Below are 13,671 nucleotides of genomic sequence, written 5' to 3'. Positions count from 1 at the left end.
TTTTAAGATTGGCTTTGTTTCAATAAATAGCAACAGATGAAAAAGTTATTTTCCATTTATCTCATATTTTTTTCTTGCATCATATTTGCTCAAACAGGTGGTAGTCTAACTATTTTATGCGATAATTCAGAAATGTTTTTTGTGTATCTAAATGGTGAATTGCAAAATAAGCAGCCAAAATCTAGTGTTACGATAAAAAATCTAAATCAGCGGTATTACAATGTAAAAGTTTCATTTGAAAATACTGCACTAAAAAATATTACTAAGAATTACGTATCAATATTGGGCAGAGATGGAAAAACCTTTGAAGATGCATTTTATAAAATCAAGATTGATTCTAAAACTAAAAAAAAAAAACTCAATTATTATTCGGGAAAAGAAATTCTTCCAGAAATTTACGCCAAACAAGATATCTTAGTTATAAATCAAGATCCTTCTCCAAACCAAAATGTTACTATCAACAACGGTATAAACATAACCATTAACAATAAAGAAAAATCAAAACCAAATTTGGATCGTAAAGAAAGAAAATGCCCTGAAATGAATTCTACCGAATTTGAAATAGCAATGAAATCTATTCAAAAGGAAAATTTTGACGAACAAAAATTAGCAATCGCACAAAACATAATTTTAAATAATTGTCTAAAAACAAATCAAATTGCACAAATTACTAAGACTTTCTCATTTGCAGACAATCAATTAAAATTTACAGAGCAAGCCTACAGTGTTTGTATAGACATTAAAAACTATTACTTGATCAAAGATGTTTTTTCTTTTAAGATTGACCAAGAAAAATTTATGAGTTTTATAAATTCTAAAAAATAAAAAAACCGAATCTTTTTATTTAAGATTCGGTTTTTTATTATGGTTTAAACTTCAAAGGCAAATGAACCACCTTTTTAGTTTCAAAAAACTCATCTTCAAAGTGATCTGCTAAATCGTATAAAGTTGCTTTTGGAAAATCTTTCAATTCTTCGCTCAAATCTCCTCCTTTTAAATATAAAATTCCATTTTTCAGCGTGTGTTTGTGCTGTTTTTTAATTTTATCGTGAATCCAAGAAACGAAATCCGGCATATTGGTAACCGCACGACTTACGATGAAATCGAAATCGCCTTTTACTAATTCTGCACGTTTTTGTTCTGCTTTTACATTTTTTAATTCTAAGGCATCAGCAACACCTTGAACCACTTTTATTTTTTTGGCAATAACATCAATTAAATAAAAACGAGTTTCTGGGAAAAGAATCGCTAACGGAATTCCAGGAAAACCGCCTCCTGTTCCAACATCTAAAACAGTCGAACCTGGTTCGAACTTCATTATTTTAGCTATTCCTAACGAATGCAAAATGTGTTTTGTATATAAAGAATCAATATCTTTTCTAGAAATTACATTGATTTTTTCATTCCAATCGTGGTATAAAAAGTCTAATTTTTGAAATTGTTCAATTTGAAGATCGGTCAAATTGGGAAAATATTTCAATATCTCATCCATTGCTGTAAATTTTTAACAAAAGTACTACTTTACGATTGAAATATTTAACTCAATTTTGCAAATTGAAAATTTATAATAATTACCTTTGAAAACTATTTAAATTAATTATGAATAACAACGCTCCAATTTTTGCTAGGCAAGACAGTCTGAAATTTTTCAGAACCCTTAACTCTCGAGTAAACAATTACTTCAAGGAGAATAACATTCAGAAAACTGGAAACTGGAAGTTACACTTAAAGGCCGTTATTCTTTTTGCTGTTTTCCTTACGCCTTACTTTTTGATTCTTACATTAAATATGCCTTTTTGGGTAATGTTGCTTTTATCAATCGTAATGGGAATTGGAATGGCTGGTGTTGGAATGAATGTAATGCACGACGGAAATCACGGTTCTTATTCTAATAAAAGCTGGATTAACAAAATTATGGGCGGTACAATTTATGTATTAGCTGGAAATGTTTACAACTGGCAGGTACAACATAATGTACTGCATCACACTTATACTAATATTCCTGGACATGATGAAGATCTAGATGCGGGAAGAATTATCCGCTTTACAGAACATGCAGAATGGCATAGTTTTCACCGGTTTCAACATTATTATTCTGTTTTCTTATACGGTTTACTAACTTTCAACTGGGCAATTACGACCGATTTTAAACAAATGCGTAATTACTTAAAAAGAAAGTTATCTTACGGAGAACCAAAAAGCCCAAAAATTCTTTGGACAACTTTAATCATTACAAAAATCATTTACGCTTCTATCTGGATTGTTTTACCAATGGTAATTGGAATTACATGGTGGAAAGTACTTGTTGGATTTTTTGTAATGCACTATACAACAGGATTAATTTTGAGTATTGTGTTTCAATTAGCTCACGTTGTCGAACATACAACAAATCCAGAACCGAATGAATTAGGCGAAATGGACAACACTTGGGCGATTCACCAATTGTATACTACTACTAATTTTGCTCCAAAAAATGCAATCGTAAATTGGTACACTGGTGGATTGAATCATCAAATTGAACATCATATTTTTCCACATATAAGTCACATTCATTATGGTAAAATTGCAAAAATCGTGAAAGAAACGGCAAAAGAATGTAATTTACCGTATTACGAATACAAAACAATGCGAAGCGCTATCGTAGCTCACTTCAAACATTTACGCGACTTAGGAATGAAACCTGAATTATCAGTTTAAAAAACTAAAAAAATCTATTAATAATTAACCTTCCTTAAAACAACACAGCAAATTTAAGGACATTCAAAATTTTTATAATGAATCATATTCTTTCGGACAGAATCAACAACCTTGCGACATCACAAACATTGGCAATGGCCGCTTTGGCAAGAGAATTAAAAGCACAAGGAAAAGACATTATCAGCTTAAGTTTAGGTGAACCTGATTTCAATACACCTGATTTTATTAAAGAAGCTGCAAAAAAGGCAATCGACGATAACTACAGCACATATTCTCCTGTTGATGGATACCAAGATTTAAAAGAAGCTATCTGCAGAAAATTCAAAAGAGACAATGATTTAGAGTACAAACCATCTCAAATTGTAGTTTCTACAGGAGCAAAACAATCTTTATACAATATTGCACAAGTAATGTTAAACGACGGTGACGAGGTTATTTTACCAGCACCTTACTGGGTTTCTTACTTCGAAATCGTAAAACTTTCTGGCGGAGTTCCTGTTGAAGTTCCAACTTCTGTAGAAACAGATTTCAAAATCACTCCAGAGCAATTAGAAGCTGCAATTACACCAAAAACAAAAATGATGTGGTTCTCTTCCCCATGTAATCCATCTGGATCTGTTTACAGCAGAGAAGAATTAACAGCTTTAGCTAAAGTTTTAGAAAAACATCCAAATATTTACGTAGTTGCAGACGAAATCTATGAGCACATTAATTTCTCTGGAACTTTCTGTAGTATCGGTTCAATCCCAGGAATGTTAGAAAAAACAATTACTGTAAACGGAGTTGCAAAAGCATTTGCTATGACTGGATACAGAATTGGTTACATCGGAGCTCCAGAATTCATTGCAAAAGCATGTACAAAAATTCAGGGACAAGTAACTTCTGGTGCAAATTCTGTGGCACAAAGAGCTACAATTACAGCTGTAGATGCAGATCCAAGTGTATTAAACGAAATGGTTCAAGCATTCCACGGACGTAGAGATTTAGTGGTTGGATTATTAAAAGAAATCCCAGGAGTAAAAATCAACGTTCCAGAAGGAGCATTCTATGTATTCCCAGACGTTTCTTCTTTCTTCGGAAAAACTTTAAAAGGACACGAAATTAAAGATGCAAACGATGTTTCGATGTATCTTTTAGCTGAGGCAAACGTGGCTACAGTAACTGGAGACGCTTTTGGAAATCCAAACTGTATTCGTTTCTCTTACGCAACAAGCAACGATATTTTAAAAGAAGCATTACGCAGAATCAAAGAAGCTTTGACTGCATAACAATATCAAGTTTTATTAAAACGGCTTAAGGTTCAAAAGTTTCATCACTTTTATACTTTAAGCTGTTTTTTTTTGGGCGTGCCCCAAGGGTCAGGCTATCCGCTATATCTTTTATGGTGAACCCCACCATAAAAGGATATCGCTCCTATCCCTCACGCAAAACGGTAGCGAGAAGAATAATTTTTCAAAACAAAACTTACTAGCAACAAAAATTGGTGGAAATTCGAGAAATTCGTGGCAAACAGAAAACAGTTACAAAATTCCCATTCTACAATATTATAAAACGTCGAGTGTAATCCTGTAAAACAAAGCACTTTATAATTGCAAACTTTGTAACATATTAATTTCAAAAAATTAGATGTCATGACACATGCAGAAGAAACCACAACAGAAACAATTAAAACCTTAGAAGGTTTAATTTCGATACTTGAAGATGGTAAACTAGGATATACAAATGCTGCCGAACACGTCGAAAACCCAGCAATGAAAACCGATTTTCTGGAATATGCCAGAGAAAGAGCCTTATTTATTGTAGAATTACAAAATCAAATCAATAAATTAGGAAAATCAACAGACACTTCTGGCGGAGGTCCACTTGGAGCTTTACACCGCGCTTGGATTGATATCAAGTCTTCTTTTACAGGTGGAGACACTGAAGCCATTATCAACGCTTGTATTACTGGTGAAGAGGCTGCTGTAGAAAAATATAAAATGGCACTCGAAGAAAATCACTTGGAACACGATCAAATTTACATCGTTTCCAAACAATTAAACAGTATTCAAAATACATTATCACAAATTAAAATGAGAGCTAATTAGTCGATCGATCGATTCATGCTTTTTTTTGAAAACTACTCAGTCTTCGGATTGGGTAGTTTTTTTATTTACAAAAGTTTTCAAACACAAGAAATACGAAATAACTTACTTTTATAGGAATTATTTATTATTTTCGATACTTCAAGTGATTTCATAAAAAAATAAAAATGATGAGCAAACAAAGACTTGTTACTTTAACTCTGCCATTAACAATAATCTTATTTATACTTTTTACAAAATGGTGGATTGTCGATGTTATTGACGGTTCTGATTGTGTTACATGTGGATTTCCCTTAATATATAAAGCGCCAGCATTTCACACTTCTCTGGCACAACAGTTTTTTATACTAGAGTTCTTAGTTGATTTCCTTGTCTATTTTTTAATAGTCTCTACACTATTACTTTTGATAGACAAGTTGTGGATCAAAATAAAACTAAGTAAAAAACCACTTATAATCATCTATACAATAGCAATACTACTGTTCGGAATTGAAGCATCATTTGTAACGGTATTTGAAACCAGTTTTTCTATCAAACGAGATTTTGACATAGAGGTAAAACAAACCGGATTTAAATTTTACTTCTCTGAGGAAGAAAGAAACATATAGCATAAGTTACATCAATAAGTAAAGATCTTAACCATCATCATTCCATATTAAGTTAACAATTTCAAAAAAATCGCTTCAGAACTAGCAAACTCAAATAATTTATTAGACCTTTGCACACTTTTTTTCGTTAATACCACAAAAGGCTAAAGTTTTAGAAATGAAGAAGAAAATAGAAATATTAGCTCCAGCAAGAGATTTAATCGGCGGAATGGCAGCTATTAACAGCGGTGCCGATGCAGTATATATTGGTGCACCACAATTTGGAGCACGTTCTAATGCCAACAACTCTATTGAAGATGTTGCTGCGTTAGTAAAATATGCGCACTTATTTAATGCTCAGGTTTTTGTGGTAATGAATACCATTTTATACGACAACGAATTAGAAACGTGTCGTGCCATGATTTGGGAATTATACGGCATTGGTGTTGATGCCTTGATTATTCAGGATATGGCGATTATGGAAATGGACTTGCCTCCTATCGTACTTCACGCCAGCACACAAGCCAATAACCGTGATGCAGATAAAATCAAATTCCTTAAAGATGCCGGAATCAAGCGTGTGGTTTTAGCACGTGAGTTAAACTTGCATCAAATTAAAACAATCTACGACGAAGCTGATGTTGAACTAGAATTCTTCGTAACGGGAGCATTATGTGTATCCTTCAGCGGAAACTGTTATATGAGTGTGGCAAACGGAGAACGTAGCGCAAACCGTGGTTCTTGTGCTCAAAACTGTCGTTTACCTTATAACTTAATTGATGGAAACGGAGATACTTTAATCAGAAACAGTCACTTACTTTCGATTAAAGATTTAGACGTTTCAGATCAAATTCCGAATTTGATCGAAGCTGGAATCGTTTCTTTCAAAATTGAAGGACGTCTTAAAGATGTGGCTTACGTTAAAAACAACGTTTCTTATTTACGTCAAAAATTAGACAGTTTCTTAGAAGGAAGCGATAAATACATCAAAGCTTCTTCTGGAAAATGTACTTATACTTTTGATTCTACTTTAAGCCGAACTTTCAACCGCGGTTATACCGATTATTTCGTGAACGAAAGACACGCTAGTATTGGTTCTTGGGAAAGTCCAAAATCAAAAGGGCAATATATTGGTAAATTAATCCGAACTATTGGAGACGCTTACGAAATCGAAAACGGTGAATTATTAAACAACGGTGACGGACTTTGTTTCATCAACGAAAACAACGAAGCCGACGGAATTTACGTAAACAAAGCGGAGAACGGAAAAGTTTATCCAAACGTTTTAAAAGAAATCAAAGACGGAACTTTCATTTACCGTAACAACGATACTGCTTTCATCAAAATTGTTGAAAGAGAAGATAGTGCGATCCGTAAAATCGGAACGACTTTATTGCTTACCGAAAACGAAAATGGTTTCGAATTAATCGCAACCGATGAAGACGGAAACATAAGTACAATAAAATTAGAGCATGCAAAAGAGCCGACAAAAACTGGCGAATCAATAGAAGAAAACATCAAAGTTCAATTGGCAAAAACAGGTTTTACGCCATACAGTGCTGATGAAATCAATGTAATGTTCTCTCAAAACTGGTTCCTTCCTATTTCAAAAATCAACGAAATGAGAAGAAATGTTTTCGAACAATTATCAGAAATTCGTTTGGCAAATTACGTTCGTGAAGAGCATCAATTAGTAAAAACGTCACATCCTTATCCAGAAACGAAACTGGATTTCATGTACAACGTTTCGAACAAAACCGCTCGTAAATTCTACGAACGTCACGGTGTTACTGAAATAGAAAAAGCATTCGAATTACAATGGGATCCAGGGAAATCTCGTGTAATGACAACCAAATATTGCATCAAATACGAATTAAAAAAATGTCCGATTCACCAAAAAGATATCGTTGGTGTTAAGGTTAAAGAACCATTGGTTTTAAAACAGGGCGAGTTAGAATACAAACTAAAATTCAACTGCAAACCCTGCGAAATGGAAATCTGGGAAAAAGATGCTGAATTTGAGATTGAAGAAGATCATTTTCATTAATTCTTAACTGCAGAGTTTTTTTAACCGCAAAGTTCGCAAAGAATTACGCAAAGTTCGCAAATATTAATTTAAAAATCTTTGCGAACTTTTTCTTTATATTTACTCTAAAAAATCAATGGAATCAAAATCCAACATTTAAAAACACGCAGTTATCGCAGGAATTGTGGTGAGTTCTTTTTTTCCATTTCTTATTTTTTCAAAAAGTCTTTTTATTGATTTATGTATACAAATATGCGATTTCGGTATTTTTTGGAATCCAATATTTTGGGGAATTCTATTTCCATTATTTATTGTTTTTCTCTTTTGGAATACTGCAACCAAAATCAGTTATTCATTAAATCAAATCTCTTATTTCCAAGCCTGTTCTCAATTTTCATTCGGAGTAAGTTCAAAGATCACAATAGTTCTCTTCATCATTTACATTATTGAAAAACTTGTACATGGAATATCTGCACCACTACATTCACAATTTTTAGATCAAATTATTTTCTCAATATTAACGATTTTGTTTTTATCATTTATTTTAATGATTCTAGTCTTTTTTAGTAGTTTAATAATTGTAAAACTTAATCAAAATACACAATCTTAATGAATTGCCTCCAGCTTTAGCTGGAGGTAAAATAATAGTTTCCAACAAGGCTTTAGCCAAACTTTATTTTAGGCTTAAAGCCCTAAACCATTCTCATCTCAATTCCTCCAGCTAAAGCTGGAGGCAATTCATCTTAAAAAAAATCTGCAAAATCTGCGAGAGAACTCTCTTTGCATCACCTTTTAACTTAAAAACAAAAACTTAGCGTTCTTTGCGTAAATCTTTGCGAACTTTGCGGTTAAAAGAAGCTTTTTCTTTACTTTTACTACTCAACAATACACTACTCCAAAATGAAAATACTACTCCTAGGTTCAGGCGAATTAGGCAAAGAATTTGTCATCGCCGCACAACGAATCGGACAAACTATAATCGCAGTTGATAGTTACGAAAATGCACCAGCAATGCAAGTTGCACACGATTTTGAAGTCATTAATATGCTTGACGGCGAAGCACTTGATAGAATCGTAGCCAAACATAAACCAGATTTTATTGTTCCCGAAATAGAAGCCATTCGCACCGAACGTTTTTATGATTACGAAAAGCAAGGCATTACCATTGTTCCTTCTGCGAAAGCAGCCAACTTTACCATGAATCGTAAAGCCATCCGCGATTTGGCAGCAAAAGAACTCGGATTACGAACAGCAGAATACCAATACGCAACATCTGCAGAAGAACTTCAAAAAGCAGTTCAGGAAGTCGGAATTCCGTGTGTGGTAAAACCATTAATGTCTTCTTCTGGAAAAGGACAATCAACAATCAAATCTGAAAGTGATATCGAAAAAGCTTGGCAATACGCAGTTGCAGGTTCGCGTGGTGATGTTATCGAAGTTATTGTAGAAGCCTTTGTAGATTTCAATTCTGAAATTACGCTTTTAACGATTACTCAAAACGGTAATCCAACATTATTCTGCTCGCCAATTGGACACAGACAGGAAAGAGGCGATTATCAGGAAAGCTGGCAGCCTGCTTTGGTTTCTGAAAAAGATTTGTACGAAGCTCAGGATATGGCCGAAAAAATTACCGAAGCGCTTGGCGGTGCGGGACTTTTTGGTGTTGAATTTTTCCTGACGAATGAAGGCGTTTATTTCTCTGAACTTTCGCCACGTCCCCACGATACTGGAATGGTAACTTTAGCAGGAACACAGAATTTCAACGAGTTCGAATTGCATTTACGAGCAATTTTAAGTCTTCCAATTTTTGAAATCACTTTAGAAAAAGCGGGAGCAAGTGCAGTAATTTTAGCTTCAGAAGATTCGACAAACCCAACTTTTACCGGAATCGAGAAAGTAGCGGCTTTACCAAAAACCGATTTCAGGATTTTCGGGAAACCAACTTCAAGACCTTACCGAAGAATGGGAGTCGTTTTGAGTCACGACACGCTTTCAACTCCAATCAACGAAGTAACAGAACGCGCAAAAGAAACAGCGAAATTAATAACAGTAAATTCTTAACTATGAAAAATATAATATTAGCGACTTTCCTTTTTATTGGAATTGCTGTACAAGCACAAAGCAAAAAGAAATTTGACAAACCAACAGTTGTAGAAGCTTCTTGCGGAGAATGCCAATTCGGAATGAAAGGCAAAAGCTGTGATTTAGCTGTCCGCATCGACGGAAAATCTTATTTTGTTGATGGTACAAAAATTGACCAACATGGAGATGCACACGCTAAAGACGGTTTTTGTAATGCTATCAGAAAAGCTACTGTAACTGGAAAAATCGAAGGCAATAGATTCAAAGCAACTTCATTTACTTTAATAGAAGACAAAAAGTAATGGCATTAATTCTTGAAAATATTGCCAAACACGTTTCTCTGACTCCAGAAGAACAGGCGCTTTTTTTATCTAAACTAGAAACAAACACGTACAAAGCCAAAACGCTTTTATTAAATGCTGGTGAAGTTTGCAAACATTCGTATTTTGTAAATTCTGGTATTTTAAGAAGTTTCAATATCAATGATAATATTGTTGAACACGTACTCTCTTTTGCTTGCGAAGGATGGTGGATAAGTGATATGTACAGTTATTTTTCAGAGAAACCAGGACAGCTTTTTATTGAAGTTTTAGAAGAAGCAGAAGTGCTTTCTTTATCAAAAGAAAATCAGGAACAATTGTATCTTGAAATTCCGAAATTGGAACGTTTTTTCAGAATTTTAATTGAGAATTCATTAGTAGCAAATCAGCAGCGATTAATGGACAACTTAAGTTTACCTGCCGAGGAACGTTTTGAAAAATTCACTAAAAAATACGGAACATTAGTTCATAAAGTTCCTCAAAAACAAATCGCATCTTTCATTGGAGTAACACCTGAATTTTTCAGCAAAATGAAAGCTCGCTTACTGAAGAAATAATAAAAAAAAAATAACCATTAAGACATTAAAGTTCATTAAGCTAAACTTAATCTTTCTTGTTTTTTTTAAAGAACATAAAGCTTAATTTCCTTAATATCTTAATGGTAAAAATTTGAATTAAAATTGCTCAACCTCTGTAGAATGTTTCATTGCGGTTATTGATGATCTCCCAATCATAACTGTGTTTTGAACGGCATCGAAATAAGAAGTTCCCACAAAAGCTTGGTGTTTTACAGCTCTGAATCCATTTTTTTGGAGAGCGAATTCTCTTTCCTGTAATTCAGAGTAACCTGCCATTCCGCGTTCTTTGTACGCTTTAGACAATTCGAACATACTCGTGTTCAAAGCATGGAATCCTGCCAAAGTGATGAATTGGAAACTATATCCCATTGCAGCCAAATCTTCTCTAAAAGTTTCCATTTCAGCAACTGATAATTTCGCAGCCCAATTGAAAGAAGGCGAACAATTGTATGCCAACATTTTATCTGGAAATTCTTTTTTCATTGCTTTTGCAAATTTTCTAGCGTAATCTAAATCGGGATTACTGGTTTCCATCCAAATCAAATCGGCATAAGGAGCATAACTCAAACCTCTTGCGATTCCTTGGTCGATTCCTTTATTTACATAAAAGAAACCTTCAGCCGTTTTTTCTCCCGTTAAGAATTTACGATCTCTTGGATCTGCGTCGCATGTTAGCAAATTAGCCGCATCAGCATCTGTTCTAGCAACAATTAAAGTTGGAACTCCCATAACATCTGAAGCTAAACGAGCTGCAATCAATTTATTAATTGCTTCCTGTGTTGGCACCAAAACTTTTCCGCCTAAGTGTCCGCATTTTTTAGCAGAACTTAATTGATCTTCAAAATGAACTCCAGAAGCTCCAGCCTCAATCATTGATTTCATTAATTCGAACGCATTTAAATTTCCTCCAAAACCTGCTTCGGCATCAGCCACAATCGGCACTAAATAATCTTTTCTATCTTCAATTTTATTTACAGTCTGAATCTGATCAGCACGCAATAAAGCATTGTTGATCTTTTTTACCACCATCGGAACACTGTTTACAGGATACAGCGATTGATCTGGATACATTTCGCCTGCCAGATTCGCATCAGCAGCGACTTGCCATCCACTCAAATAAATTGCTTCTAAACCGGCATCCACTTCCTGAATCGCCTGATTTCCTGTTAAAGCTCCCAAACCCGCTACATAATCCTGACTTTTTAACTTTCTCCATAATTTCTCCGCACCCATTTTTGCAATAGAATGCTCAATTTGATATGATCCTTGAAGTGCCACTACTTCGCTTGCAGTGTAAGGACGCTCCACTCCTTTCCATCTCGGGTTCGTAATCCAATCGTTAATCAGTTCCTGAATTCTGTCTTCTGTTGTTTTCATAAATAGTATAGTTAAGTTGGTTAGTGAGTAATAGTGTTCAGTTCCCAGTTTTTAGTGTTCAGTCTTTAACTAGGCGTAATTTTAAACACATAGAATCATAGTTCTACCTTGTGGTTAAAGGCGTTTCACTAGTTTCAATGCACATAGCTATGTGTGAAAACTTGTTTTTTCTTTTACCTTTTTTATTAAAACTAAAATCTATGTTTCTATGTGTTTAAAATTTGATTTTATAGATATTTGTAGCATGGAATCGTTAAGAAATCAACGAAATCAGCGTTTACAACTAATCTTTCCAAAACTTTTTCGGCTAATGGAAACTGCTGTTCTTCGTGTTTTTCTTCTCCTAATTCGGTTTTGATTTTCTGGAATTCATCCAAAGCCAATTCGTGATAATACGCCAAATCTAATTTTCGTCCGTTATCTAAAATCACTTTGTTTTGAAGCCATTGCCACAATTGCGATCTTGAAATTTCGGCTGTTGCTGCATCTTCCATTAAATTATGCAAAGCAGCTGCGCCTTGTCCGTTTAGCCATGAAGCCAGATATAGAACCGCAACATTGATATTTTTTCGAACACCATTTTCTGTAATTAATCCAATTGGTGGTTCAACCAAATCTTCTTCCGTTATTTTGCGGTGTTCTCTTTTAATATGAATCTGATTTGGACTTGGCATTCCTTCATCAAAAACCGCTTTTGCTAGCGGAACCAAATCTGGATGCGCCACCCAAGTTCCGTCGTGACCGTTTCGAACTTCGCGTTCTTTATCGGTTTTCACTTTTGCGAAAGCGATCGCATTGGCCTCATCATTATTTCGAATCGGAATTTGAGCAGCCATTCCGCCAATTGCATGAATGCCGCGTTTATGACATCTCTGAATTACCAAATTGGAATACGCATTCATAAAAGGTGAAGTCATATTTACCTGATCGCGATCTGGAACAATGAATTTTGGATTTTTTCTAAACTTTTTAATGTAAGAGAAAATATAATCCCAGCGCCCGCAGTTCAAGCCTACGATATGTTCTTTCAATTCGAAAATGATTTCATCCAACTGAAAACTTGCTGTAATCGTTTCAATTAAAACCGTCACTTTTATCGTTCCTCTTTTCAGTTTCAAATAATCTTCGGTAAAATCGATTACGCTGTTCCACCATCTTGCTTCCAGATAATGTTCCAATTTCGGAATGTAGAAGTACGGTCCAGAATTGTTTTCTAAAAGTCTTTTATGATTGTGAAAAACATACAAACCAAAATCTACCAGCGATCCTGAAACTTCATTTCCTTCAATCAAAACATGTTTTTCAGGAAGATGCAAACCTCTCGGACGTACAATTAACGTTGCAATTTTTTGATTTAAATGATATGATTTCTGTTTCACCAAATCGGTATACGTAATGGTTTTGTTCACCGCGTCGATTAAGTTCACTTGCCCGTCCATTAGGTTTTTCCAGGTTGGCGAAGTGCTATCTTCAAAATCAGCCATGAAAGTTTTCGCACCTGAATTCAAAGCGTTGATGATCATTTTACGATCAACAGGTCCAGTAATCTCAACTCTTCTGTCTAATAAATCTTTCGGAATTTCTCCAGCTGTCCAATTACCTTCTCTGACACTTTTTGTTTCTGGAGTAAAAACCGGCATGACGCCCTGATCAAAAGCAACTTGTTTTTGCTCTCTTTGTAAAAGCAGTAATTTTCTTTGCGATTCGAATTTTTTGTGCAATTCGGTAATAAACGCAGTCGCTTCTTCTGTCCAGATTTTTGGATAAGCAAGCTTTTTCTCGGCTAAGAATTCTATAGCCATTTCAGTAATCTCTAATTGGTTTTTCATAGCTGCAGATTTTAATTTTTATTGGATTTAAAAAGTTTTACTTCTTAATCCTTTTCCATTTTATCAAAACAACAAATCATAACTAACTCAT

The 13,671-nt window shown here is 34.5% G+C and carries 12 protein-coding genes; 9 read left to right on the top strand and 3 right to left on the bottom strand.

Going from position 1 to position 13,671, the window contains the following annotated elements; genetic code table 11:
• The first annotated feature begins 36 nt into the window (after window positions 1–36).
• Window positions 37–825 (top strand): proline and serine-rich protein 1 family protein, encoded by a 789-nt coding sequence (locus tag K6T82_RS19370; protein WP_223709616.1) that lies wholly within the window; start codon window positions 37–39, stop codon window positions 823–825.
• A gap of 37 nt (window positions 826–862) precedes the next feature.
• Here K6T82_RS19370 and rsmG read toward each other — a convergent pair whose 3' ends face one another.
• Entirely contained in the window at window positions 863–1,492 is a 630-nt protein-coding gene (rsmG, locus tag K6T82_RS19365; RefSeq protein WP_223709614.1) for a 16S rRNA (guanine(527)-N(7))-methyltransferase RsmG, read from the bottom strand.
• A 107-nt stretch (window positions 1,493–1,599) separates the two neighbouring features.
• Here rsmG and K6T82_RS19360 point away from each other — a divergent pair, with 107 nt between their 5' ends.
• The 8 genes from K6T82_RS19360 (at window position 1,600) to K6T82_RS19325 (ending at window position 10,353) form a co-directional block, all read left to right on the top strand.
• Window positions 1,600–2,697, top strand: coding sequence for a fatty acid desaturase family protein (locus K6T82_RS19360; RefSeq protein WP_223709611.1), 1,098 nt, complete (start codon window positions 1,600–1,602; stop codon window positions 2,695–2,697).
• A gap of 77 nt (window positions 2,698–2,774) precedes the next feature.
• The gene (locus K6T82_RS19355) at window positions 2,775–3,965 is read left to right on the top strand and encodes a pyridoxal phosphate-dependent aminotransferase (RefSeq protein WP_012023823.1); all 1,191 of its coding nucleotides are present in this window, start codon (window positions 2,775–2,777) and stop codon (window positions 3,963–3,965) included.
• Window positions 3,966–4,328: 363 nt separating this feature from the next.
• The gene (locus K6T82_RS19350) at window positions 4,329–4,784 is read left to right on the top strand and encodes a ferritin-like domain-containing protein (protein ID WP_223709608.1); all 456 of its coding nucleotides are present in this window, start codon (window positions 4,329–4,331) and stop codon (window positions 4,782–4,784) included.
• A gap of 167 nt (window positions 4,785–4,951) precedes the next feature.
• Complete coding sequence (locus K6T82_RS19345; RefSeq protein WP_223709606.1) at window positions 4,952–5,389, top strand: hypothetical protein; 438 nt, start codon at window positions 4,952–4,954, stop codon at window positions 5,387–5,389.
• 157 nt (window positions 5,390–5,546) lie between these two features.
• The gene (locus K6T82_RS19340) at window positions 5,547–7,415 is read left to right on the top strand and encodes a peptidase U32 family protein (RefSeq protein ID WP_223709603.1); all 1,869 of its coding nucleotides are present in this window, start codon (window positions 5,547–5,549) and stop codon (window positions 7,413–7,415) included.
• An 879-nt stretch (window positions 7,416–8,294) separates the two neighbouring features.
• Entirely contained in the window at window positions 8,295–9,455 is a 1,161-nt protein-coding gene (gene purT / locus K6T82_RS19335; protein WP_223709601.1) for a formate-dependent phosphoribosylglycinamide formyltransferase, read from the top strand.
• Window positions 9,456–9,457: 2 nt separating this feature from the next.
• Window positions 9,458–9,778 carry a DUF6370 family protein gene (locus K6T82_RS19330; RefSeq protein WP_223709598.1) on the top strand — a complete coding sequence of 107 codons (321 nt, stop codon included), beginning with the start codon at window positions 9,458–9,460 and terminating at the stop codon, window positions 9,776–9,778.
• A complete protein-coding gene (locus tag K6T82_RS19325) occupies window positions 9,778–10,353 on the top strand; it encodes a Crp/Fnr family transcriptional regulator (protein WP_223709596.1) in 576 nt (191 codons plus the stop codon). Before K6T82_RS19330 ends, K6T82_RS19325 begins: the two co-directional genes overlap by 1 nt.
• 117 nt (window positions 10,354–10,470) lie before the next feature.
• Here the strand turns inward: K6T82_RS19325 and aceA are convergent, their stop codons facing one another.
• Entirely contained in the window at window positions 10,471–11,751 is a 1,281-nt protein-coding gene (aceA, locus tag K6T82_RS19320; protein WP_223709594.1) for an isocitrate lyase, read from the bottom strand.
• A gap of 227 nt (window positions 11,752–11,978) precedes the next feature.
• Window positions 11,979–13,580, bottom strand: coding sequence for a malate synthase A (gene aceB, locus K6T82_RS19315; protein WP_223709591.1), 1,602 nt, complete (start codon window positions 13,578–13,580; stop codon window positions 11,979–11,981).
• Window positions 13,581–13,671: the final 91 nt, after the last annotated feature.

The organism is Flavobacterium potami (assembly GCF_020026915.1).
Taxonomy (GTDB): domain Bacteria; phylum Bacteroidota; class Bacteroidia; order Flavobacteriales; family Flavobacteriaceae; genus Flavobacterium; species Flavobacterium potami.
Note: the sequence above shows the minus strand (reverse complement) of the source record. Positions and strands in the feature narration are given on the sequence as shown.

Excerpts from the sequence above, each read along its gene's own strand:
- K6T82_RS19370 (WP_223709616.1), top strand. The coding sequence starts at position 37 with ATGAAAAAGTTATTTTCCATTTATCTCATATTTTTTTCTTGCATCATA.
- rsmG (WP_223709614.1), bottom strand. The coding sequence starts at position 1,492 with ATGGATGAGATATTGAAATATTTTCCCAATTTGACCGATCTTCAAATT.
- K6T82_RS19360 (WP_223709611.1), top strand. The coding sequence starts at position 1,600 with ATGAATAACAACGCTCCAATTTTTGCTAGGCAAGACAGTCTGAAATTT.
- K6T82_RS19355 (WP_012023823.1), top strand. The coding sequence starts at position 2,775 with ATGAATCATATTCTTTCGGACAGAATCAACAACCTTGCGACATCACAA.
- K6T82_RS19350 (WP_223709608.1), top strand. The coding sequence starts at position 4,329 with ATGACACATGCAGAAGAAACCACAACAGAAACAATTAAAACCTTAGAA.
- K6T82_RS19345 (WP_223709606.1), top strand. The coding sequence starts at position 4,952 with ATGAGCAAACAAAGACTTGTTACTTTAACTCTGCCATTAACAATAATC.
- K6T82_RS19340 (WP_223709603.1), top strand. The coding sequence starts at position 5,547 with ATGAAGAAGAAAATAGAAATATTAGCTCCAGCAAGAGATTTAATCGGC.
- purT (WP_223709601.1), top strand. The coding sequence starts at position 8,295 with ATGAAAATACTACTCCTAGGTTCAGGCGAATTAGGCAAAGAATTTGTC.
- K6T82_RS19330 (WP_223709598.1), top strand. The coding sequence starts at position 9,458 with ATGAAAAATATAATATTAGCGACTTTCCTTTTTATTGGAATTGCTGTA.
- K6T82_RS19325 (WP_223709596.1), top strand. The coding sequence starts at position 9,778 with ATGGCATTAATTCTTGAAAATATTGCCAAACACGTTTCTCTGACTCCA.
- aceA (WP_223709594.1), bottom strand. The coding sequence starts at position 11,751 with ATGAAAACAACAGAAGACAGAATTCAGGAACTGATTAACGATTGGATT.
- aceB (WP_223709591.1), bottom strand. The coding sequence starts at position 13,580 with ATGAAAAACCAATTAGAGATTACTGAAATGGCTATAGAATTCTTAGCC.